Source organism: Candidatus Nitrospira salsa (assembly GCF_965152625.1).
Genome location: NZ_CBCUCO010000002.1, coordinates 641,939 through 665,036 on the forward strand (window position 1 = coordinate 641,939; position 23,098 = coordinate 665,036).

19 protein-coding genes are annotated in these 23,098 nt (G+C 45.6%); 12 read left to right on the top strand and 7 right to left on the bottom strand.

What is annotated here, in order from left to right; translation table 11 throughout:
• Positions 1 to 319 precede the first annotated feature (319 nt).
• The 3 genes from ACWQXP_RS04655 to ACWQXP_RS04665 all read left to right on the top strand — a co-directional run bounded on the left by ACWQXP_RS04655 (position 320) and on the right by ACWQXP_RS04665 (position 4,690).
• Positions 320 to 1,423: a HEAT repeat domain-containing protein gene (locus ACWQXP_RS04655; protein WP_454061680.1), complete on the top strand. Its 1,104-nt coding sequence runs from the start codon at positions 320 to 322 to the stop codon at positions 1,421 to 1,423.
• Positions 1,424 to 1,474: 51 nt separating this feature from the next.
• Positions 1,475 to 2,017: a hypothetical protein gene (locus ACWQXP_RS04660; protein WP_454061681.1), complete on the top strand. Its 543-nt coding sequence runs from the start codon at positions 1,475 to 1,477 to the stop codon at positions 2,015 to 2,017.
• Positions 2,018 to 2,137: 120 nt separating this feature from the next.
• Positions 2,138 to 4,690 (top strand): hypothetical protein, encoded by a 2,553-nt coding sequence (locus tag ACWQXP_RS04665; RefSeq protein WP_454061682.1) that lies wholly within the window; start codon positions 2,138 to 2,140, stop codon positions 4,688 to 4,690.
• Positions 4,691 to 4,906: 216 nt separating this feature from the next.
• Here the strand turns inward: ACWQXP_RS04665 and ACWQXP_RS04670 are convergent, their stop codons facing one another.
• The 5 genes from ACWQXP_RS04670 to ACWQXP_RS04690 are packed head-to-tail and all read right to left on the bottom strand — an operon-like array spanning position 4,907 to position 10,763.
• Positions 4,907 to 6,766, bottom strand: a complete 1,860-nt coding sequence (locus ACWQXP_RS04670; RefSeq protein WP_454061683.1) for an AsmA family protein — start codon at positions 6,764 to 6,766, stop codon at positions 4,907 to 4,909.
• A gap of 49 nt (positions 6,767 to 6,815) precedes the next feature.
• A complete protein-coding gene (locus ACWQXP_RS04675; protein ID WP_454061684.1) occupies positions 6,816 to 7,955 on the bottom strand; it encodes an LPP20 family lipoprotein in 1,140 nt (379 codons plus the stop codon).
• A gap of 12 nt (positions 7,956 to 7,967) precedes the next feature.
• Positions 7,968 to 9,503: a COG3014 family protein gene (locus ACWQXP_RS04680; protein ID WP_454061685.1), complete on the bottom strand. Its 1,536-nt coding sequence runs from the start codon at positions 9,501 to 9,503 to the stop codon at positions 7,968 to 7,970.
• A gap of 20 nt (positions 9,504 to 9,523) precedes the next feature.
• Positions 9,524 to 10,165 carry a penicillin-binding protein activator LpoB gene (locus tag ACWQXP_RS04685; RefSeq protein ID WP_454061686.1) on the bottom strand — a complete coding sequence of 214 codons (642 nt, stop codon included), beginning with the start codon at positions 10,163 to 10,165 and terminating at the stop codon, positions 9,524 to 9,526.
• Positions 10,166 to 10,202: 37 nt separating this feature from the next.
• Positions 10,203 to 10,763: a hypothetical protein gene (locus ACWQXP_RS04690; protein WP_454061687.1), complete on the bottom strand. Its 561-nt coding sequence runs from the start codon at positions 10,761 to 10,763 to the stop codon at positions 10,203 to 10,205.
• 205 nt (positions 10,764 to 10,968) lie between these two features.
• Between ACWQXP_RS04690 and ACWQXP_RS04695 the strand changes: the two genes are divergently transcribed.
• From ACWQXP_RS04695 to trmL, 4 genes are all read left to right on the top strand, one after another.
• Positions 10,969 to 11,139 (top strand): hypothetical protein, encoded by a 171-nt coding sequence (locus tag ACWQXP_RS04695; protein ID WP_454061688.1) that lies wholly within the window; start codon positions 10,969 to 10,971, stop codon positions 11,137 to 11,139.
• A 183-nt stretch (positions 11,140 to 11,322) separates the two neighbouring features.
• The gene (locus tag ACWQXP_RS04700; RefSeq protein ID WP_454061689.1) at positions 11,323 to 12,876 is read left to right on the top strand and encodes a DUF4301 family protein; all 1,554 of its coding nucleotides are present in this window, start codon (positions 11,323 to 11,325) and stop codon (positions 12,874 to 12,876) included.
• Positions 12,877 to 12,990: 114 nt separating this feature from the next.
• The gene (gene acs / locus ACWQXP_RS04705; RefSeq protein ID WP_454061690.1) at positions 12,991 to 14,877 is read left to right on the top strand and encodes an acetate--CoA ligase; all 1,887 of its coding nucleotides are present in this window, start codon (positions 12,991 to 12,993) and stop codon (positions 14,875 to 14,877) included.
• A 204-nt stretch (positions 14,878 to 15,081) separates the two neighbouring features.
• A complete protein-coding gene (gene trmL, locus ACWQXP_RS04710) occupies positions 15,082 to 15,546 on the top strand; it encodes a tRNA (uridine(34)/cytosine(34)/5-carboxymethylaminomethyluridine(34)-2'-O)-methyltransferase TrmL (RefSeq protein WP_454061691.1) in 465 nt (154 codons plus the stop codon).
• Between the two features lie 275 nt (positions 15,547 to 15,821).
• Here trmL and ACWQXP_RS04715 read toward each other — a convergent pair whose 3' ends face one another.
• On the bottom strand, positions 15,822 to 16,214 hold the full coding sequence (locus ACWQXP_RS04715) for a DUF4168 domain-containing protein (protein WP_454061692.1): 393 nt from the start codon (positions 16,212 to 16,214) through the stop codon (positions 15,822 to 15,824).
• 571 nt (positions 16,215 to 16,785) lie between these two features.
• Between ACWQXP_RS04715 and ACWQXP_RS04720 the strand changes: the two genes are divergently transcribed.
• Complete coding sequence (locus tag ACWQXP_RS04720) at positions 16,786 to 16,953, top strand: hypothetical protein (RefSeq protein WP_454061693.1); 168 nt, start codon at positions 16,786 to 16,788, stop codon at positions 16,951 to 16,953.
• Positions 16,954 to 17,600: 647 nt separating this feature from the next.
• Positions 17,601 to 18,572: a hypothetical protein gene (locus ACWQXP_RS04725; RefSeq protein ID WP_454061694.1), complete on the top strand. Its 972-nt coding sequence runs from the start codon at positions 17,601 to 17,603 to the stop codon at positions 18,570 to 18,572.
• A 270-nt stretch (positions 18,573 to 18,842) separates the two neighbouring features.
• Here ACWQXP_RS04725 and ppnN read toward each other — a convergent pair whose 3' ends face one another.
• Positions 18,843 to 20,240: a nucleotide 5'-monophosphate nucleosidase PpnN gene (gene ppnN / locus ACWQXP_RS04730; protein WP_454061695.1), complete on the bottom strand. Its 1,398-nt coding sequence runs from the start codon at positions 20,238 to 20,240 to the stop codon at positions 18,843 to 18,845.
• Between the two features lie 400 nt (positions 20,241 to 20,640).
• Between ppnN and kaiC the strand changes: the two genes are divergently transcribed.
• The 3 genes from kaiC to ACWQXP_RS04745 all read left to right on the top strand — a co-directional run bounded on the left by kaiC (position 20,641) and on the right by ACWQXP_RS04745 (position 23,096).
• Positions 20,641 to 22,293 (top strand): circadian clock protein KaiC, encoded by a 1,653-nt coding sequence (kaiC, locus tag ACWQXP_RS04735; protein ID WP_454061696.1) that lies wholly within the window; start codon positions 20,641 to 20,643, stop codon positions 22,291 to 22,293.
• A gap of 101 nt (positions 22,294 to 22,394) precedes the next feature.
• The gene (locus ACWQXP_RS04740) at positions 22,395 to 22,736 is read left to right on the top strand and encodes a circadian clock KaiB family protein (protein WP_454061697.1); all 342 of its coding nucleotides are present in this window, start codon (positions 22,395 to 22,397) and stop codon (positions 22,734 to 22,736) included.
• A gap of 69 nt (positions 22,737 to 22,805) precedes the next feature.
• Positions 22,806 to 23,096, top strand: coding sequence for a circadian clock KaiB family protein (locus ACWQXP_RS04745; protein WP_454061698.1), 291 nt, complete (start codon positions 22,806 to 22,808; stop codon positions 23,094 to 23,096).
• The last annotated feature ends 2 nt before the right edge of the window (positions 23,097 to 23,098 follow it).

Below are 23,098 nucleotides of genomic sequence, written 5' to 3' on the forward strand. Positions count from 1 at the left end.
CACGATACGTTTCACCTCACATCTGACGCCTGACGAGAATCAGGGTATATCAGATTCATGATTTTTAAACCCTAACATATTCCTGAGCTGGCCTGAGTTGCTGGCCCTAGCTCTGGAAAGGTATAGTTTTAGTAAAGAGGGGGCGCAAGTGTTTTACTCTTGCATCCGTCATTATGATCAATCAATTATTCAGTACATCATCATCCTATGAGGAAAGGATTGACAACCGTGCATGAGATGGCGAGGAGGGAACACATTCCGCAGAACACTGGAGTTGGACAAAAATCTTCGTTACTCACTGATCTGGGAGGAGAATGTGATGAGGCGTGAAATATCCGCAATAAGCTGTCTTTTGATATGTTTTGCGATAATCACTGATGTTTCCGCGGCAAGTCGGGACAACTTTTCTTCTGAACAAAAAGACAAACTGGCCAAGGTGAATACCATATTTGTGAATGTCTTGGCGCTGACTGAACGAGGTCGTGGTGATGCGACTCCCCTAGCTGAGGTGATCACTCGTCGCCTACAAGAACTTGACTACACAGTCACCACTGATCGTAAGCAACCGCATGACGTTGAGTTTCGTGTCAAATGCGAAGAACGTAAAGCAGGAACGGGAACGACAAGAGCCGGCGGTGATGCCGATCTAGTTGACAACCCTGCGCGTCTTTGGAAAGGGCCGGCTTGTCTCTTGACCTATTATCTGGAGGGTCGTGACTCGGGCTGGCAAAAAGAAGTTCGGACAGATTTTGATGATGTGCGGGCTGCAGCGAAGGCAGCGAATGTAAAAAAGACGGGAGACTATGCGTTAGAGCAATTAAAACTTAAACTTGAAGAATACGACTTTCCGGTTAAGCTCGCCGCAGAATGGGGTCACGAGAAACGGCTTTTAACCTTGCTGGAAGATTCAAAGACACCTGAAGAACGAAAATTGTCAGTGCTCTCGGTAATGCCTAATCTCAAGTCACAAGAGGCTCAACCTTATTTGAAGCAATTTCACCAAGAGGAAAATCACTCCGTGGAGAGCATTGCGGCACTGGCAGCAACGGGAAGCGATGGGATACCTATTCTCACGCAAATATTCACAAATACGAAGAATGATTCTTTAATTCGGGCTGCCGCAGCCAAAGGCTTGGGGTCGATTGGAGCGATAACTGGAGATCATGACATAACACCTCCAGTCTTAAATTACCTAGTCGATCATGTGGATAAGCTCGAGTCATCGGAGGATATTGATTTTCCTGTAATGACCGAAGTGGTTTGGAGTCTCGGAAAATTACGGACTGGAAGATCGATCGACCCACTTCGAAAATTAGAAGAAAGAGTTTGGTTGATTTACGACACCTCAAAACCGATGAATGAACTTCGGAAGGCTGTGGATTGGACCATTAAACAAGTCGATATGGATGAACAAGCGAATTAATACGAAAGGCTCAAATGGTATGATGTTAGGGAGCCACTGACAAATGTAACCGTGAAGACGAGAACGATTCATTGGATTAATAGACGTTTCGTATGGATAACGTCTCTTTTTCTTCTTTTACATCTTTTGTCGCTTTTCAACACGAAACTTCACGCACAACTTGTTGGTGAGCAGGCAGAATTAGAGCGATTAGAAACACAGGCAACCAATGCCATGGCCATAGGTGATCCACATGGCGCAGCGCTTTCAATTGGTAAAGCCGCCATGATGTCAGCCATTTTGGCGAAAAAAGATTTTGATCGGACACTCAAATCGGTCTACTCAGGGACAGAAGCTTTATTCCGCACTCAGGAAAACGCGTATCGAGCTATTGCTCTTTTCGAGCAAGCCGGAGGCCAAGCACCTGCACCAACTGGTGCATGCCAATTGCTAACCTTGGCGAAACACCACAGTGTTACAGCGAAGAAAATTTTCTCGAACATTGATAGTACCGAACCGTCAAAGGCTATATCGATTGTTCAACAGTACATGCCCCAAGCTCAAGAATGGCTGGGAATTGTTCAAGAATTACAGGCTGATTTTGCCTGTTTCTAATTCCTATCGATACTTCATTCAAATCCCTCAGAAGCACTCTTTTTGCGTTCTTTTTGACTCTACGCCTCTGACACTTGTTTATTAAAAACCAATCGCTTCTCATGAGTTTGTCAAAAAAATATGAGTGACCTTATTACACATTGGCAGAATTATTATAAGAAGTTTCCTGCCGCCCTTGTCGAGAACAAAAAGTTGCTAATCATACTCACGGTTTTTCTCTTCGTTGGATCTGGTCAAATGTGGATCGATACAGACAAGCATCGTGTTCATGCTATGCCAGCAAGCCTGGATGCCCTCACTGAAGCACGACAGGTAGCCGATTCCAACGATCAAGTCACCACAGGGCCTCATTCCACTCTGGCCAATTCATCATCCTCGAGTAATACCATTCGCCTATTCAACACATCCGACTCATCACAAACGAATCGTGCCGTGTCAATCGCTCGTCCGTTCCCTAAAGGCAAGATTCAAAACTTTGTTCAAGCGAAAGTCAGTGGAGTAAAGGTTTTGACTCAATGTGATGTGAAAAACAGATGGGATGATGGATCAGTAAAATTTGCCATTATCAGTTTTGTGGTTCCTACACTTTCCGTTCAGGGATCAGTTGAAGTTGAGTTCGTGAACCAACGTTCAGGGAACAATACGCACTACCTCACGCAATCGCAGATGTTGCATGCCGCCTACAACTTTGACGCATCCATTCAGATGAAAGGCGTACGCAATCGAACAGTGCGAGCAAGGAATATGTTGAAGAGTGGGAAATTTCGTTATTGGTTACAGGGCCCTATTGTGACAGCGGTCATTATCGAAGACCGTACACCTGCTCGAAGCGAGGATCAAGATTTTGGTGACGGCAGTCAAGCTCTTCATCCCATCTTTGAAACATGGTTTTATCCTCAAGGAAAGCATGTTCAAGTTGGATACACTGTCGAAAATATTTGGGCAAGTACTGATGCTGCTAAAAGTATGCGAGATCTGTCCTATCGCTTCACACTGACTGCTGGACTCATACAGCCCGAGACAAAATGGACTCATCCTTCCTTTAGTCACATTGGTCAATCTCGATGGCATAAGATCTTTTGGGTTGGAGATGAACCTGAATCAATAAGAATCGATCATAATTTGGCGTATCTGGTCACGACGGGAGCGATTCCCCATTACGACACGTCCTTAAAGGTATTCCCTGCCCTTGAACGTGAAAGATATCAAACCTATCAACAGCACAGCGCCACGTTAGATGGGAACCACGGAGCGAAGCCCAAACATCTTGGCAATTATGTCAAGCCTCTGAATGCACCAGGAAAAAACGATTGGATTGGATTACAAGCCACATGGGAAGTGCTTTGGCTCTACTCTATGAGTGAACGAGGATATGAAATGCTGTTGGGAAATGCTGACCTGGCGGGACGTTTCCCTATTCATCTCAGAGAAGCTGGTTCCAAGGCAGGAAGTGGTGACTACTTTGATCAAACGTGGAGCCGGCACGCTAATCTTTGGCGGCAGGGTGTGAATCTCGGAACAGGCACTGTCGATACATTCGGAAGAATTGTCTCGATTAATGCTCGGCCGACAAGCCAATTTTCTGGAATTTTAGATTCCGGAACCAGTATCGACCGGATTCAACGAGGACCGGTTTCGAGTGGTGGCTGGTCCGAAACGGAATCCAGTCACCATTCGGACGCATGCTACACCGCCTACTTATTTAGTGGGAAGTATTTCTATCTCGAATGTTTGCAAATGGATGCAAACTTTCGCATTGGCTGGCAGCTATCCGGTTGGAATAGTCATTTTGCCAGGCCGGGGAATGAAGGACTGCTAAATAATCAAAATATACGGGCGGAGGCGTGGGGGTTAAAAGTCCTTGTGTATGCGGCCTTTATTTCGCCGGATGGAAAACCCGAGCAAGCATATTTCCTCGATAAACTCCACAATAACATTACCGCATGGGAAGGCGTGCAGAATCTTCCTCCAACCTATCCGGAGAGAGATGAGATCTGGAGCTGGGGAAGACATATTCGGACGATGAATCCGTATTGGTTATTTCCTAAGAAACAACCGTCTCCAATTGGTCAATGGAGTACCGGGACCAGAGATTTTATACAAAACCCACTACGCAACGACGGATCGTTAACGCATGCCACATCTCCATGGGAAGAAAATTTTATGCTTATGGTTTTCGGAATGGCGAAACAAATGGAAGTAGCTGATACGACAAAACTTTTACAATTTATGGCAAAAAAACGATTCCACATAAATCTTGACGGTGTTCCCGCAAATCTCCAAAACTTGATTGAAGCCTATCGCGATCCCACTATCGAAACATCAACTGGACAGTGGGTGCCAAATTTCACAGCATTTGCCAACCACTATCAAACATCCACCAAACCGTTCACTCAAAGGCGAGATAATCTTGCTCCCGACCACAGTTATGCGTTTATTGCCTTATCGGCAGATAGTTTTCTCACCCCCTATACGGTGGACGGTCTGAATGGGCAAGATAGTTGGAAATCCAATAAAGCCGATACGCCGTTCCAAGAACGTCTTGAGACCATCAGCCCGAAATGGTCTCTTATTCCAATGGGAAGTCCTGGCCGCAATGAAAAACCGTCAGTGAGGACTATCGCTCCAGCATCTCCACGCGACCTCAAAACAATTCCTGAGAAAAAGAAGTAGCTGATTCGTCAGGAGAAACAGTAGATCTATAGCGAATCCAAATAAGTTCGAGTCGAGCCAGTCCTTGGATGCGATCATTCCCAAGACCAAGCGTTACTGATGGACAATCGAAAATGGCGACTTCCTAATCCTTTTAATGCCAGCATTTCAGGTATCCAAGTAACCCAGCGAAATGACCCATGTCAAACATTGGAAGTTAATTGAATCGGCTATAGACTATTTTCCGAATAGCTGTTTTAAAATTCCTTTCCCTTTTTTTAAGAGTTCTTCGACGTCTTTTGGATCTCCTTCAAGAATTTTTTTCACTGTTGAGCCGACTTGTTTCTGGAGACGCCGTTGGATTGATCTAAAATCTAACCCCACAGTTGGTTTAGAGAGATGACCCTTCACTGTAAATGGCACAACAAGCTTGCCTTGCTGTGCGGCCATCTTGGCAATCGGCATCTGTTGAATAATTTTCTCAGATATCACATTCCCTAATTGCAAATCGCCATTGACGTTGAGAGATTGATCTCGCATGACCAAGCCGCTGCCCTGCATCAGAAAGTTTTCTTCAACCCCCTGCAATAAGACAGATGTGATGGGGAACTGTTCTTGTTGAAACTCAACGTCTGCTTTCAATATTGAAAAACGTGTCACGCCTTGTTCTTTACTCAAGAGACCTTTCAGTTTGAGTGCTTGCTCAATCTGTTGCAGTAAATCAAATCCCTGGAATTGACCATTCTCGACCAGGAATTGCGCGTGACCGAATAGAAACGGAATGTGGTTATTGGGAACCGTGCCCTTGACTTCCCAGTTCATCGCTCCCGTACCATGCAATGCGAACGCGGAAGGCTGAAGGATTTTCTGAATCTTTTTTATGTTTACATTGTGAATCGTTCCCGTTGAATGAAAGGCGGGAACTTCAGATCGCATATCCCAATGGCCAGCAGCTTGCAGTTGACCATCAAAAATTTGTCCTGCCAATTGTTCCACATGTATCAATGGTCCATTAATTTTTGCCTGAAAATTGAGCATACGTACCGACACTGGTCGATGGAAGGGAAGAGAAACTGGGATATTTTGACTGTGAATAACTGGTGCCGTGCCATGGAGCGTAAGCTTCGTCCCTACCGATTCTCCAGATACACGAAGTATCGACTCACCCATCTCTAGCTCAAACTCAAGAGGATGAAGACGAATTTCTTGTGGAGTCGAATTTAATGGGTCTGTTTCTGTTAATGGTATCTGAACATGCGTAAAGAGCTTGGTCAGGAGAACGGGTTTATTCTCTAACACACTGAGAGGAAGATCTTCTAAATAGATCCTTGATGATGTCAGGTCAAGATCAAGGATTCCGTCAATTGCCTGTCCTTTCACGATCAAACGTGATTGACCAAGGGAGACATGCGCATCAATCTGTGGAATATTCATATTTCTTTGAAGTGGACCAACGGTACCTTCCAACGACACAGGACGTTGTGAAGGGGTAAGCGTTCCATGGGCAGAGAGTTTGGCGATATCCCCTATTCGAACGGATTCTGTTTTCATGTCAACATTTTCAAGCAGATAGAATTGCGTCTGACCATGAGAACGATCTTCATACCGTAACGTCCCGTTTGTTATCGTGAGCTGCTCCACTCCGAACATCGCAAAGATTGAATCACTTGTCTCATCCGGTGTCGAGGCATCAGATGTCTTCTGTTGTTCCCTTCCCAGTGTATCGGCATTGAAGGTGTTATCTTTTGTTCGGAGTAACGTCATCAATGGTCTATGGAGAGCCAAACTTTGAATCTCGACTCGACGAGCAAACAGAGGTTTCCATTTAATGGCTACCTCGATTGACGAGACTTCGACAAAGGAGGCTTGTGCCATACTGGGATCATCAAAGATCTTTGCATCTTCGATTCGAAAACCGAGATGTGGGAACCACATAGCACGGATGTGCGAAATTTCAACCTTTCGATTCAATGCTTGCTCAATCATCGGAATGTACTGATCGCGATACCGGTTGAGGTCTAGCCAATAGGGCATGGTCACGATCACGAGAAGAAGAAGGCCCACAAGACTACCGATGAAGATCATGGTGCGTTTCACAGACCTTTCCTTTGCCGTCCCTCCGAACGGAATAGGGAACTCATGAGTGCTATTTAAGGGGAAGGCACGAAGAAGATGACACAGTCAGAGCCATTTGTTGATCATCATAAATAAACTGAGCCAGCAATTGAGCCATGTCTGTTGAAACGGCTCTCTGCATGGCCTGCGTTGCCCGCACACGGGCTTCATGTTGCGTGATATGCCCTTCACGTCCTGAGCGGGACACTGCACCAATGACCCGTTGACCACCTGATTCTATCACTCGGAGATCGCTACACCAACGGACATATTTGAATAATGGATCGAACAGCGTCAGGTCCTCTAAGCGGGAGGTACCAGTAATGACAAAGTCAGGGCTTTTCTGATGCGAACGATCTTGGAGTTGTCCCGCATAGTCTTGGCTGGAAACCGGTTGCGATTCATTTCGAGTGACAAACCCCTCTTGATTTAATCCGTCCCAAATAGCTTGGTAAATTTGTTCTTGTTGATCTCCCGTTACCTGTACAGCAATGTGCACTTTGTGTAACACGTAAGCATCGAGTTCTTGTTGGATACGTGCGGGGGAATATGAAGTGGGAATCCCCTCTCCGGTATGGCTGATAATCTGCAAATCCGCATTGACCGCTTGCCGAAGTTTCATATCTCGTATGGCGCGCTTGAATCCACGAAGTTTTGTGACAACATTTGTCCCTGTACGTCCATCTTCAATATGGCGTTCAATCGCCTTATCATATTTGGTAATTCGAGTTCGTAGCAAATGTTCAGTTTTCTTGCGATCCAACCCTGCTAAGACAAAGTACTGCTTATCATCTGAACGACGCCAGGCCTCGAGGATTTTGACATCCGCTAGCACCTTTTCTGTCGAGACCTGGGTGAGATGATCAAGCTGTATCCGTCGGCTCGTCTTTGTCTGATCGTCTTGGTCTACCTGTGAATACCTCTCATTGTCTTGGAGCTGAGCATTCACCTGTGCGTGAAAAATTCGAGCGACGGCCGCATAGGCGCGTTGCTCCGCAACGTCACGTGTGTCAGCTTCACCTCTCCCGAGTAAATATTTCTCAGGTGAAAATTCTTGACTCTGTCCTTCAACCCAATCAGGAATCGGGCGCTCTCCAAGAAATGTGCATCCAAAGCCTACACCCAATAAGGGCAGAAAAATACATAGGAAGAATGTCTTTCGAATAGTCATGGACGCAAACATTTATTTAAGAATTCGTTGAGTTAAGAAGTGAGTATCTCCACTTTTCAAAGTCACCTTTTGCGTCATGTGACCCGGGAGCATTTTGCCAAGCGTATCGTAGGAGTCCACCACAATATCATACGTGCCTGGCGGGACCCATAGTCGTGATACCTGAATTTCTCCTGGTAGCGTTCTCCAAGTTCGGATGTCCGCCTCTTCTGTCAAAATGGCCAATATTTTTGCCACACTGACGGCCACGAGTGCCACCCAGGCATGAGATTGGTTATTGACCGCCGCCTGTGTCCCGTAGCCAATCCCGACCGCTGCCGCCATTTTCATGGCTGCTCGTGCTACAGCACGGACAACCAGCGAGGTATATTTATCATCTAAATTCTTGGTGGCCACGGCATCCAGATCATACATCCGTTGTGTATCTCTCTGATAAGACTGCACACCATTGTCTGCTCGAATAGTACTGTACGCCACTGGGGAGGATTGTTGGAGAACACGAGGCAATGCCACACGAACGATATCGCCTTGAAGCCCATACAGCAATGCATCCGGTCCACGCATTCGCTTGGAGTTTCGTTCGAACCCTTGCTTGGTCAAAGCAATCAAGGTCAATGCGTCCAGACTGATGGGGAAATCGAGTAGCAAATCGGTCTTTGTCGGTCCGCGACCATTCAGACTAATGACCACAATTTGAGCCATATCTTGTTCGTGGCTCAACGGCTCCGATGCATTCGGGAAGGCTAGCCGGTAGTCCTGAAATTCTTCGGTCAAATGAAGAGTTTTGGTTATTCGTAATAAATCTTCTTTCAATATCAACGGCATCGAGACTCGAGACCATGGTTCAGCCAACCGATACCCTTCTTCGGCTTTTCGATAGGCGATGAAGGCATTGTTCGGATCGCCTGACGCTTCATACAGCATACCCGTCAAATAGCGGGCAAACGGATCTTCGCGATATTTGTCGCCATCAACGGTATCAGTAATGACATTGAGTCGATGATCAATACGTCTGGCTTCCACTAACGCAGCCGGTACATCGTGGAGACGTGCATAGTTCAAGGCTTTGATGACATTGACCATCACCTGTTCATAGGGGTCGCCTTGATAAGGAAGTTGAGTTTCATTGAGGAGAATCGCGGCCGTTTCATCTCGAATGCGTGTTGTATAAAAATCCTCAATGAGCATGTCAGCCTCTTCAAGAAAGGTATTACTTTCTTGATATCGCCCTGCAAGATGCAATGTCATCCCTCGATCCATGAGGTACAAGAGATGGCTCCGTTGGCCATACTCTTTTTGAGTCTCAAGAATAATCTGATCGGCCCGTTGAGGATTGCCGGCGAGTAGACTGCTTTCGACATTCTGATAGTGACTGCCAAAGGAGCTGCATCCCGATAAAAGAAACGTCAGGCACAACAGTGCAAGAACAAGTCGCCTTCGCAGATGCTGGGAGGGAATGAGGGGATGTAAGCTTAGTGAAATGAGGAAATCGGCAGGGACAGACAGATTGGATTGCTTCGAACAGGCATCATGCTGGTAAAGACCCACAGGTACACATACAGAACGGACTAAAAAAGGAATCGTTTCTTCTCAATAATTTTTTTGATTTTTTTCTGCCCATACCAAGACTTGACATTGTTTTTCAAATCAATCAAGTCAAGGTCAACTTGATAATACACGGCCTTAGTCCCATCCGCCTCGTCCAGAATGTTGGATATATATCCCTTCATCATAAAGTCGGCTCCAATTTCCTGGCCTGGCCCTTTCTGGGTATCTTCTCGAGAATGCACCGCTTGATCTCGTCGTTCTTCACGGATTTCGTCCCGTTCGCTCTTCGCGGCCACAAACGTGACTCGTTGTGAATTGGTCATCTCTCGTTCAAGGTCGGTGATAAACGTTTGAACATTGATATGGTCGTTACTTTTGTTCAAAACTGAGCCAACAATGACCACGGGCTGTCGTCCTTTGGCACGGCTGAAGTTCTCGAGCCATGGACGAGAAATCATTTCTTTGATCATGGTCTCGGCAACCATTCTTGAGTCTGTATCATTCCAACGTCCGCTAAAGTCTGTAACCAGCCCTGTATCAACTCGTGTGACTTTTTTTTCAGACCCACAAGCAGAAATCGAAAAAAGTAGAAGCAAAATGAACATAAAGCTTCCACTTCTGACGAGAAATGTCTTAACTGGTGGTGTCACAGAAATCATCATATGGTTTGCTCAATAATTCTTACTGAGACCCTGAAGGCTAACGTTTGGCTTCTTCTTTTTCCAATTTCTGAAAAAGTCGTTCGGCATTTTCTTTGACATACTCTTTCACTTCACGGCTTAACTCTCTCGCTTCTTGCAAGGCCTCTTGCATATCTTTAAATGAGAGTTTGGTCAAGACGTGATAGCTTTTGGATTCCTCATCTTTATAGCGGTCAATTGGACGCACGCCATTCAACGTCACCGTGGTCACAGTTTTGATCGCACGTTCGATATTTTGTTCTTCTGTCGCTTTCGTGAAATCACCGGCAGTCGTCGAGGCCGCATAATCCTCCATCAAATAGCCGGTATAAGTTTCAAACGTTTTGGCAAGCTCCGCGCGCGATCGATTCTCAGCAGCCTCCCAAGCCAGAGGCTCGTTGTTGACTCCCACGATAGAACCCACACCGTAAATGGACTTGGAGGCTTCGTTATTAAAGGCGCCTGATCCTTCTTTGACCCAATTAGGAGGCCCTCCGCACGCCGTTACGCTGACTATCAAAAGAAGACTGTAGCTGAGTAATAGCCAAGGTGATCGTGTTTGTTGATTGGACAGTTTCATCGTGATCTTCGTGTTGGTGTGCGAATAGGAGTGAGTGGCTGATTGAAAAAATGAGAATGTGATGTAAATTCGCGTCTCACTTAAGAAAAATGCTATCATCCGCCTCGAAACCTGTCAAGAAAACCATTAAATCTGGCGTATGTGTGAGGATTCGAGATCCGTAGTACGCATGTTTGATGTTGCGAATAAATAAAGGAGATGACCTGTGGCCGATGTCAAAATAGAAGATGGCATGATCAAAATCACCGATCTGACAATTCAAGATCCAAACTCGGCGAAAGTCTTGGCCGAATACCCAGAAAATCGATGGACAGAAGTCACTCGTCGAGCTCTGAAAATTGGCTTGGGGTACATGAAAGGGGGCGCTGACGAGTAATACCGTTGAGTAAGAAATTTTTCCTTCTTAATAATTTTAACTTTTTGTTGATTGACCTCGACAACTCTTACCCCTTTCCCTAAAATTATAGAGACTAGCAGTTGTTGAGCAATTCAAGAATACGACCACCCTCTCTCGTATCATAAGTTTCTGAGGACTTCTGTACAATTTCTGATTCTTCACATGTTCACAATCACGAAAGCCGATCAGCAAGTTCTCAACGACAGAGGGATCACGGTTCAACAGATTCAGCAACAGCTCGAAACCTTCCGTGAGGGCATTCCGTATATCACGCTTGATCGACCCTGTACGATTAACGACGGTATCACACGATTCAGCTCCGACACTCTTGATTCTTATGCGAACATTTTCCAAGACGTGCTCTCGTCTGGACGCGCGACGAAATTTGTTCCGGCTTCAGGAGCTGCCAGCCGAATGTTCAAAACTTTACTCACAGCACTTGAAGAACACCAAGGTAAGCATACACAAGCAGTGCCGGAGGATCTTCTTGCACATAGTAAGGATTCAAATGCCTTAGACCATTTCTTCCAACAATTAGAAGCCTTTCCATTTTATGAAGACCTACAAGTTCAATTAGCCAATCAAGGAATCGAGGCGAATGCTCAACATTGGAAAGCTGTATTACAAACACTTCTGCACTCTCCTGGATTAAACTACTCAAACCTTCCAAAAGGTCTATTGAAATTTCATCATTATTCCGATCATTCCCGTACGCCCATCGAAGAGCATATTGCTGAAGGATGTGTCTATGCTCAAGATGCTTCTAGAACCGTACGGATTCATTTTACCGTTTCACCAGATCATGAGAAGCTCATTCATGAACACTTGGGACAGATACGTCATCGAGTTGAAAGTCAAAACATCCAACTCGACGTGACGTTTTCACATCAGTCGTCATCGACAGACACGATTGCCGTTGACCCTGAAAACCGTCTATTTCGAGACTCAACAGGGACACTCGTCTTTCGACCTGGGGGACATGGAGCACTCCTTCATAATCTTCACAATCTCCAAGGAGATATCGTCTTCATCAAAAATATTGACAATGTCGTTCCTCAACGGCTCGTGGATCAATCGAATCGGTACAAGATGGCCTTGGGAGGGTATCTCGTGTCAATTCAACATCAACTGTTTCAACATCTGAACACGCTCTCTCAAGAAGTCATCAATGAAAAACAGCTACAGGACATAGCAATTTTCGCGGAACACACATTCGGCATTTCGATAGCAGATAAGAAAAATCCGCAATCTGTGAAAATACTACAGCAGTTGCTGTTCGAACAACTCAATCGACCGATACGAGTGTGTGGAATGGTAGCAAATACCGGTGAACCAGGTGGCGGTCCGTTCTGGGTGACACATCATAATGGCTCACACTCGTTACAGATTGTGGAGTCATCACAAGTCGATCCACACTCAGAAGATCAACAAGCCATTTTGAAATCTTCGACGCACTTTAATCCTGTAGATTTGGTCTGTGGAGTGAGAAACTTTCAAGGCCAACCATTCGACTTGCCACGCTTTACAAATCCGGAGACTGGATTTATTTCAATGAAATCCTATCAAGGACGAGACTTAAAGGCCCTTGAGTTGCCGGGGCTTTGGAATGGCGCGATGGCATTGTGGAACACACTATTTGTGGAAGTACCTGCAAGCACCTTTAATCCAGTGAAAACCGTTTTTGATCTCCTTCGACCGGAGCATCAGTCCGCCTAAGCCTTGCGAAGGTGCTGCCAATCTCAGCATAATGCATGGCGATAACCAAAAACGTCACAGACCATTATCAAGCCAACTTTTTTGATCAGCTGAGACTAACGAAGGAGTGATCTGATGGAACAGAACATAGAAACTCTCCAAAAATCCGGTCGCGTGATTCATCCACCGGCGGAACTCAAAGCCCAAGCCTATATTCGGGATTATGAAAAAGCTTATAAACAATCCATCGAAGACCCTGAGAAGTTTTGGGAAGACGTTGCGAAAGAACTGCACTGGTTTTCCCCATGGAATAAGGTCTTAGAATGGAACTATCCCTGGGCAAAATGGTTTGTCGACGGGACATGTAATATTTCCTATAACTGCCTTGATCGGCATGTACAGACATGGCGAAAAAACAAAGTTGCGGTGATCTGGGTGAGCGAGGAAGGCGAAGAACGGATTTTCACCTATGCTGAACTCTATCGACGGGTCAATAAATGTGCGAACGCTCTGAAAGCCTTGGGACTATCCAAAGGAGACAGGGTCACCATTTATCTCCCAAAAATTCCGGAACAAATCGTCGCGATGTTGGCCTGCGCGCGGCTGGGGCTTATCCATTCCGTAGTGTATTCAGGATTCAGCGCCAAAGCTCTCCAAGCACGGATTCAAGATGCAGAATCCAGACTGGTCATCACGGCTGATGTCGGCTATGATCGATCAAAAACCATTCCGCTTAAGCCTGTGGTGGATGAGGCCGTCAAACACTGTCCAACGGTCGAAAAGGTTGTTGTCGTACAACGCGAGAAAGGTGGATCTGTTCTTGATCCAGAAAAAGAAATCGATTGGGAAGACTGGCTGAAAAATCAATCCACGCATTGCGAGGCTCTGCAACTAGACTCAGAAACGCCTCTTTATATTCTGTATACCTCTGGCACAACGGGTAAGCCTAAAGGTGTGGTTCACGTTCATGGCGGGTACATGGTCGGAACCTACATCACCACTAAGTATGTTTTTGATCTCAAGGATGAGGACGTATACTTTTGTGTCGCTGATCCAGGATGGGTGACCGGACATAGCTATATTGTCTATGGCCCGTTGCTCAATGGAGGTACGATTCTCACAGCAGAAGGCAAGCCTGACTACCCGAATCCTGGTCGTTGGTGGGATTTAATCGAGCGCTATGGTGTCTCCATTTTTTATACGACGCCAACGGCTGTCCGATTATTGATGAAGTTTGGCGAAGAATGGCCAGCAAAGTACGACCTCTCATCGTTACGAGTGCTGGGCTCTGTGGGCGAACCAATTAATCCCGAAGCCTGGGAATGGTTTTATCGCGTCACGGGTAGTAACAAACCCATCATGGATACCTGGTGGCAAACAGAAACGGGTAGTATTCTGGTCACTCCCCTCCCCTGCGTTCCCTTGAAACCAGGTTCTGCTACTCGTCCATTTTTAGGGATTGAAGCCGATGTCGTGGACCGGGACGGGAACAGCATCGAACATGGCGGAGGCTTTGCCGTCATCAAAAAACCATGGCCTTCGATGATGCGCACCATCTATAACGATCCCGATCGCTACCTGCTGTATTGGAATACCATCAAAGGCTACTATACCGCAGGTGACGTCTGTCATAAGGACAAGGACGGCTATCTCTGGTTTATGGGACGCGCTGATGATGTGGTGAAAGTCGCAGGCAACCGAATCGGTACGGCTGAAGTCGAAAGCGCATTAGTGAGTCATGAAGCGGTCGTGGAAGCTGCCGTCATTGGAAAACCACATAAAACGGCCGGTGAAATGATCAAAGCCTTTGTCATTCTCAAGGAAGGAAATGCCGAAACTCCGGATTTGATTCAAAACCTGCAAGATCATGTATTACATGAACTTGGGAAAATCGCCGTTCCCAAAGAAGTGGAAATCGTCACATCGCTTCCCAAAACTCGTTCAGGGAAAATCATGCGTCGGGTACTGAAGGCCAAAGAACTGGGCCAAGATCCCGGTGATATTTCCACACTTGAGGAATAGCCATGCTATTCCAATAGATCTCGACAAGCCGCAAACTCGACTGCTGTTCATGCTCTCATTTCCAGCTTGACCGTTGATGGAGATGGGAGGTCAGGTCAAGCAACCTTCGGGTTACGTTAAGTCCTTTATCTCCACCCCACTTCACACAACGACCCACACCATGATCTTCGGTTGAGTGGCGAATGTTAAGGAAACGCTTCGACCATGCTGGACATAGTCCTCTACCAACCAGAAATTCCACCAAACACCGGTAATATCATTCGTCTCTGCGCAAACACAGGTTTTCCCCTTCATCTCATTCGACCCTTGGGATTTCGCTGGGGCGACAAAGGAGCCAAACGAGCAGGGCTTGATTATCATGAACTTGCCAACGTCGAACTTCATGACAATTTTGAAGCCTACGTCCACGCTCGAAATCCATCACGCATGTTCGGCATTACCACAAAAGGCCAATCGAGTTATCACAGCATGGACTTTCAATCTGGCGATGCACTCCTCTTTGGTCCGGAAACCAGAGGACTTCCTCAAGAAATCTTAAATGCCCTTCCTGCCAGTCATCTCTTGCGAATACCCATGAAGCCGGACTCCCGCAGTTTAAATTTAAGCAATGCCGTCGCAGTCGTCGTGTACGAAGCCTGGCGACAACATCAGTTTCCTGAATCGCGATAGATACTCGATAAGATAAATTTTAATAAAGTCAGACTCTTTTTATTCCGTTCGTGGCAGGAATTGTTACGACAGGCCGTTGGGTCAGAGGCCAATGAAACTTTTGGGGCATTCAAGGCAGGGAGTTGGCAGGCACGGTGCCTGAACAATAAGCTCGAGCCCTAGGCCCTTAAATTGAAAGGCCACTTCTGCGGTCGCCTAAGACTCGAGTTTACGGTAAATGAGTTTCTCATTGTTTTCAAAACAGGATGCAGGAAATACTTCAACACTTACTCCTGTTACTGCGTTTTATTCAAAACGGTCATAAACTCTTCCTTAAGTGCTTCATCATTGAGGATAGCCTTAAAGATTTCATTATAACCTTCAATGGTCAGGCCGTGATCTTTAACCGCTTGATTCATCTTCTGGTTGGCTTCTTCTTGAAGTGCTTCAGTTTTTGCTGGATCACCTGCCTCTACAATTCGCTGTTTATACGTATTGTTAATTTCTGAAACCTGTTTGTAGGCGCCGGCAAACGGTTCAAGCTTTTCTCCAGCAATTTGTTCTGACGGGGCTTGAGACTCAACAGGTTGTGCATTGACGACGCCGACTGGTGAGAAAATTAGTACGCTACCGATGAGCAAAAATCCTCTTAATGATTTGCATCTCTGTATCATCCGATTCATCTTCATCACGCTTCTCCTTTTTGTAGGTTTGTACATAAGTATCTGATATTTTTCACTTTTAACAGACTGCTCAATATGGCCTGATTAGGGTGAGAAATTGTTACGCGACATTAGCCGTAATGTTTATTAACGCAAAAGATGGGCCAAGGTGATTTTACGCAAGTGGATACCAATGCTCAATGCATCGTAACTCATCGTATAAAAAGGAAAAATTTTCTTTATCGATGTTCCGATCAACGGTCAATTTCGTGCTTCCATAACGTAGGGAATACCATACGAATCTTCATGCCATACCTACAGGTTGAATGAAGACGATTTGACCGACGATTCATGACATTTTTCTTTGAATCAATAAGGTATTCATAACTAGTACGATCAATCTCAATTAGGCATGCATCATGCTTATAAAAGGATTGTTAAAGACAAGAGTCAAGAGAAGTCTCTAAATAACATTTCCCATCTTCAAGCAGGATTTAGGATGTTATGAAATCACCAAATGAAACATTCATCATAGACTCTCAGGATCATTCGCCGGTCAAGGCCCCCCACCCTCTTTTGTTATTGGTTGAACATAACCGTGGGGTGGCCACGATGCTTCAGCGAGCATTGGGGCTATCAAGTATGGATAGCAGAAAATGGACAAGACGGTCTTGATATGATCGGGACTCAACCTGTAGATGGCATTCTATTAGATATGCATACCTCTATGATGGACGGGCGAACCATGCTCGATGAATTACATTAGGCAGGTTATGACAAGCCTGTATGGGTTATGGCAGGTGAGTCTGACATCAAAATGCTTCGTCAGCTTCTCGACGAAGGGGCACAAGGATTTATCATAAAACCGTTATCCCCCAAGACAATTGAAAAGTCCTGCGCTGAAGTTGTCTATCAATTGAGCCGTAGAAAAGAAAGCTTGAATCGTGCTATGACAGCCAGTTGCATAACAATGGTTCATCATTTTATTCCATCAAAAAGTCAAATCCTGATTTCTTCATCTCTAACGTCTTCTCAGAATAATCGTCCGCATGACACACCCCTTTTCTCCCCATCACCAATCCAACAGAATGCAATCCACGTCAACACCGCCAGGTGTCTCAAGAAAGGCGAGCAGCCGTTGTTCGATCGAGGCATTACTGGAGTTGCCGTTTTGCCACGAGCTATTTTTTTTTCGAGAAGACCCTAAAGGTTTTTAAGGAATCTGCCGATAGAGCTAAGGCAGGGTGCGTTATCAAAGATGGCCGTTGTGGACGGATCTAGGCACGACGCCGAAGGCTGGGACCCCTTCGTTAATTTTCGGTATACCCACTAACATCATCTGCGATTCGCCACTGACTTTCTGCAGTTGGGTGGCTCTCGTGTAACAGTGATTTTCACTAAAGGAGTCCGTGTGTGACGAATGCTCGATGGTTTGTTGAATTCCGAGGTCGACTAAATGACGCCGGCCATGTGTGGTATCACATTGGCCTGGTGAGTGTGAGTGCAACCATTGCCATGTTATTACCCTATGTGGCTCAAGGGTTTTTGATGTATTGGGACGTGATCGAGAGCGAAAAAATTTATCTTGTTTCAGTCGAAATTGCGGTAGCCATCACGCTGATCATTGTTTTGAATTTCTTGGGACAAAACCTTCGAGACTCTCAATTAGCCAAATCGGCTCGTGGTGCAGGGTTGGTTCATGTGTTTCCTGGCGGAAGACGTGTCTCTCCAGAGCGTATTACTTCTCTCATCAAGGATCATGGGTTTCCGCACCATGTGATGATCATTGGCTCAACGGGGAATACCTTTGTCGATCCTGAAGGAGACTTACATCCAGTTCTCAAGCATTGTTTTGAAGCCAAAATTCTTCTCCTCAATCCATGCAGTAAGAATGCACGGGCACGGGCTAAATCGATCTTACATCCTGAGATTACACTGGAGAGTTTGATGGCCCAGACCAAAGCCAGCATCGATTTCCTGAAACTGCTTCGAGCAACTCAAAAAAATGTACGTGTGAAGTTCTACTCGTATGATCCGAATGTGAAATTAGCCATTCTAGGAGATAATATTTGGCTCCAGCACTATCACACGAATCTCGACATTCAATGCATGCCGATGTACGCCTTTCAATATAATCCTAAAGAACACGGGCTCTATACCATTTTCTATCAACATTTTGTGGAGAAGTGGGAACACCTGGACACTCCTGAATATGATTTAGAAACCGATGATCTAGTGTATCGCTGGAATGATGGTACAGAAAAACAACGTATCCCATTCTCCTGGGACGGAATACCGCAAGTGGTCGAACCACAGGGGTTGCCGGAATCCGTTCCCGCTCAGAATGATGTTGAGCTGATGGGAGTGCCAATTTCTGCTGTGTAGGACGACACTGAATCCTGAGCTCGTAGATGATGACTTCAGGAGCACCTCGCATGATCAACGTTTCATGCGCTATTCTTGTTTGTGCTTGATAGAGATCACCATCTCGTATATTTCCCCCTCGCAACAGCCAATCCTGTATGTATTTGAACCTCGAAGAGATGGCGTGAACATCTCGACCGTGGCTTTGGACAGAAAGCAAGCTGAAGACATCGTGACTCAGACGACAGTCCCGTCGTTCTGATCATGAGCAGCTCAAGTCAGGAGTGACTGCTATGAGGTGATTCGATAGCACGGCGTATAATGTTGTTGATCAATTTTCATACGATGTTGTTTGATGAAGGATTCCAAGAGGTTATCCATCAATTTCATGATCGCGGAATCACCGTGAATGATAAACGGTCCCTGTTGTTCAATCGCAATTAAAGCTTGCGACTTTACATTTCCGGCGACAATGCCAGAGAACGCCCGACGCAAGTTTGCGGCTAACATATGTGTTGGTTGATCGCTAGAGAGATCTAATTGTGCCATCGACTCGTGAGTGGGCGTAAATGGTTTTTGGAATTCATGATCGATAGATAGATGCCAGTTAAAGTAAAACGCATCTCGAGTTTGTCGACGAAACTCCCGGACGCGCTGTATTCCTTCCTTTATTTCGTACACGCTCTGTCGAGGATTATCAATGACAATTTGATATCGTTGTGCGGCTTGAGGCCCCAAGGTGTTTTTGAGAAACGCATCAATAGTATGGAAGTATTCTTCACTACTTTTCGGTCCAGTCAGAATTAGCGGAAAGGGGATTTCGGCATTGTCTGGATGGAACAGCACCCCGAGGAGGTATAGAATCTCCTCAAATGTCCCCACCCCACCAGGAAATATTATAAATCCATGTCCGAGTCGAACAAATGCTTCAAGACGTTTTTCAATGTCCGGAAGGATGACCAGTTCATTCACAATAGGGTTTGGGGCTTCGGCAGCAATAATACCTGGCTCCGTCAATCCTAAATACCGCCCGTTTTTAATGCGTTGTTTGGCGTGAGCAATAGCTGCCCCTTTCATGGGTCCTTTCATGGCTCCAGGTCCACAGCCCGTACAAATGTCCATCGCCCGTAACCCTAGCTCATGTCCAACTTCTTTCGTGTATTGATACTCAACATCCTGAATCGAATGTCCTCCCCAGCAAACGACCAAATGGGGATCCAGAACAGAATGAATGATTTCTGCATTTCGTAAAATATGAAAAATCGCGTTCGTGATCCCGGGGGATGTTAATAAATCAAACTTGTTATTTTCTCGAAGTTCGTTGTGGACATAAATGATGTCTCGCAACACCGAAAATAAATGTTCTTTAATCCCTTGAATGATTTCCCCATCGACAAAGGCACTGGCAGGTGCGTGCCTGAGTTCAAGCTTGACTCCGCGATCCCGTTGCTCTACGCGAATGTCGAAGTCTTGATAGCGTGAGAAAAATGCTTTGGTGTCATCCGTTTCATTCCCACACGTCAATACCGCTAACGCACTGTTTCTGAACAGTTCATGGAGTCCGCCTTGGCTGGTATCACACAATTTCTCCACTTCGGAGTGGGAAAGCATGTGCATCGAGGTATCTGGCGTAATACTGGCACACAGACCGTGTCCTGAAGATCTTGGTTGTAGAGCGGTTTGTTTCATTCAAATCCTCAATATTTATAAGTAAGAGTTCGTCGTCCATTGAATTACGTTCAATAAGCATGCCTATACATTGATTGCATGGCGAGAAATAACTTTCAACGCACATAACTTCATATCTCCACGCACAGGATTAGATTAACGACAGAACAGGGTTTTGTCCAAGGATAAAATCACCCCGTATTCTCGAACCATGGAAAAGCCATCAACATCTGTCGTTCTGCTAGAACATTTACAGATATAAGAGAATTGCTTTATCATGCGAGGCTCTTTCGGAACGCTAATGCCATCATTGTTATGTGAGAAGAAATTCAATCAGAACGTCTGTACTTCAGAGATTGCCAAGGACGTCTTTTCATGCCGGATTTATGTTCATCTTGACAGTGATTATCGGAACCAACACATGAAAACAAAAAGTTTGAAACACCCATTGCGCACATTGGCAAAAGCCCCCACAGGCATTCAAGGACTAGACGAAATTACCAATGGAGGGTTTCCCAATGGTCGGACAACCCTAGTATGCGGAACTCCCGGATGCGGAAAGACCTTACTGGCGATGGAGTTCTTGATCCATGGGGTGATGAAATTTAAAGAATCTGGAGTATTTTTAGCGTTCGAGGAGTCTGCTGAAGAACTTACCCAAAACGTCCGTTCACTAGGCTATGACCTAAATGATCTTGTGCGTAGGAAAAAGCTCATCATTGATTATATCCCTATTGAAGCCACCGAATTCGAAGAGACAGGCGAATACGATCTCGAGGGGTTGTTTGTGCGTTTGGGACACTCAATCGATTCAATTGGAGCGAAGCGGGTCGCCCTGGATACCATCGAAGCACTCTTTGGAGGACTTTCCAATGAGGCTATTCTACGCTCTGAGTTACGACGACTCTTTCAGTGGCTCAAGACAAAGCACGTGACCTCGATCGTGACAGGCGAGCGAGGTGAAAAATCATTGACGCGACAAGGGTTAGAGGAATATGTCTCGGATTGTGTAATTCTTCTCGATCATCGAATACGTGAACAGACGTCCACCCGCCGTCTACGAATCGTGAAATATCGCGGTACCACGCACGGAAATAATGAATATCCCTTCCTTATTGAAAAGGATGGACTATGTGTTTTTCCTGAGACATCGTTGAAATTGAATCATGAAGCATCCAATGAAACGATCTCTACTGGCGTTCCGTCTCTCGATACGATGTTTCTCGATGGTGGAATCTATCGGGGGAGTACGATTTTAATTTCTGGAACAGCCGGCATTGGAAAGACTAGTCTGGCTTCACATTTTGTTCACGCGTCATGTCAACGAGGTGAGCAAAGTCTCTATTTGCAATTTGAAGAATCAGAACATCAACTCATTCGTAACATGCGATCCATCGGTCTTGATTTAAAGAAATGGATCAAAAAAGATCTCCTGCGTTTCCAAGCCTCACGCCCTTCCCTCGTTGGGCTGGAGAAGCATCTCATGAATATGTACCAGAGCATTCTTTCGCTTAAACCACAGCTGGTTGTCATGGATCCCATCAATGATTTTATTTCGATTGGATCACAGCAAGAGGTGAAATCCCTTATGCTACGTATGCTGAATCTTCTCAAAAGTCAACAAATTACGGTCATCTTTACCTATTTAAGTCATGTAGAAGAGGAGAATGAGCGGACAAATTTAGGAATCTCCTCATTAGCCGATACCTGGATCTCGCTGGCGAATCTCGAGTCACATGGAGAACGAAATCGAAACTTGTTCATTCTGAAGTCGCGAGGAAGCGCTCATTCCAACCAACTGCGTGAATTTATCTTCAGTCCTCACGGTATCCAGCTCAAAGAAGCTTACCTGGGCCCTTACGGGGTGCTGACCGGGACAGCAAGGCTGACGCAAGAAGCTCACGAACAGGCAGAAGCCCAAAAGCGAGAAGAAGAGCTCCAATATTTCGACAGACTGCTTAACCAGAAACGTCAGGGTTTCGAACATCAAATGGCGAGCTTACGGATAAAATTTGAAGAAGAAGAAGCTATTCTTCGACGTCAGATCCAAGCGAGGCAAGTTCAAACGGAATAGATCCTTCAAGATCGTGAAAACATGATGCATTCTCGACAACCATCGCTCGGAATTGCCACATACTCGGATGATTCATCAAAAAGATCTCTGAGACCTTCGAAATGAGAAGAAAGCTCAAACAAACACATACACGGAAAAAAATTGGGGAGAAATTCCATCTCTACCAACTGCGTTTATATGTCGCAGGACAAACGCCAAAATCGCTTGTGGCCATTTCCAATTTACGAAAAATCTGTCAAGAACATTTGGAGGGAAAATATACCATCGAAGTCATTGATCTATTACAGAAGCCGGAATTGGCTCGCGAAGATCAAGTCGTCGCCATCCCGACTCTTGTCAGAAAATTGCCTCTTCCCTTACGTAGAATCATTGGTGATTTATCGAATACGGAACGGGTGCTGATCGGACTACAACTTCGTTCGCAAGCCCCGACGATAATATAGTAAGATTGTATTCTTATGAACAAAATTCCCTCAAAATATTCGAAACAGTCATCTCGTAGGTCCACACCATTGCCGTACCTTCTCCGACTGTACGTCACTGGCGCAACACATTGCTCCATTCGTGCGATCGCAAACATTCACGCCATCTGCGACAAGTACCTTCCTCAAAACTGCGATCTTAAAATAATCGATTTATATCATCAACCGTCGTTAGCACGAGCACAGCACATTCTTGCTGCACCAACACTTGTCAAGGAACGTCCTGGTCCTCAGACTCGAGTTATTGGAGATCTATCCGACAGTCACCGAGTGCTTCGTACGTTAGGATTGCCATTAGAAACAGAAAATTCTCTCAACTGAGG

Excerpts from the sequence above, each read along its gene's own strand:
- ACWQXP_RS04655 (WP_454061680.1), top strand. The coding sequence starts at position 320 with ATGAGGCGTGAAATATCCGCAATAAGCTGTCTTTTGATATGTTTTGCG.
- ACWQXP_RS04665 (WP_454061682.1), top strand. The coding sequence starts at position 2,138 with ATGAGTGACCTTATTACACATTGGCAGAATTATTATAAGAAGTTTCCT.
- ACWQXP_RS04675 (WP_454061684.1), bottom strand. The coding sequence starts at position 7,955 with ATGACTATTCGAAAGACATTCTTCCTATGTATTTTTCTGCCCTTATTG.
- ACWQXP_RS04685 (WP_454061686.1), bottom strand. The coding sequence starts at position 10,165 with ATGATGATTTCTGTGACACCACCAGTTAAGACATTTCTCGTCAGAAGT.
- ACWQXP_RS04690 (WP_454061687.1), bottom strand. The coding sequence starts at position 10,763 with ATGAAACTGTCCAATCAACAAACACGATCACCTTGGCTATTACTCAGC.
- ACWQXP_RS04700 (WP_454061689.1), top strand. The coding sequence starts at position 11,323 with ATGTTCACAATCACGAAAGCCGATCAGCAAGTTCTCAACGACAGAGGG.
- acs (WP_454061690.1), top strand. The coding sequence starts at position 12,991 with ATGGAACAGAACATAGAAACTCTCCAAAAATCCGGTCGCGTGATTCAT.
- trmL (WP_454061691.1), top strand. The coding sequence starts at position 15,082 with ATGCTGGACATAGTCCTCTACCAACCAGAAATTCCACCAAACACCGGT.
- ACWQXP_RS04715 (WP_454061692.1), bottom strand. The coding sequence starts at position 16,214 with ATGAAGATGAATCGGATGATACAGAGATGCAAATCATTAAGAGGATTT.
- ppnN (WP_454061695.1), bottom strand. The coding sequence starts at position 20,240 with ATGAAACAAACCGCTCTACAACCAAGATCTTCAGGACACGGTCTGTGT.
- kaiC (WP_454061696.1), top strand. The coding sequence starts at position 20,641 with ATGAAAACAAAAAGTTTGAAACACCCATTGCGCACATTGGCAAAAGCC.
- ACWQXP_RS04740 (WP_454061697.1), top strand. The coding sequence starts at position 22,395 with ATGAGAAGAAAGCTCAAACAAACACATACACGGAAAAAAATTGGGGAG.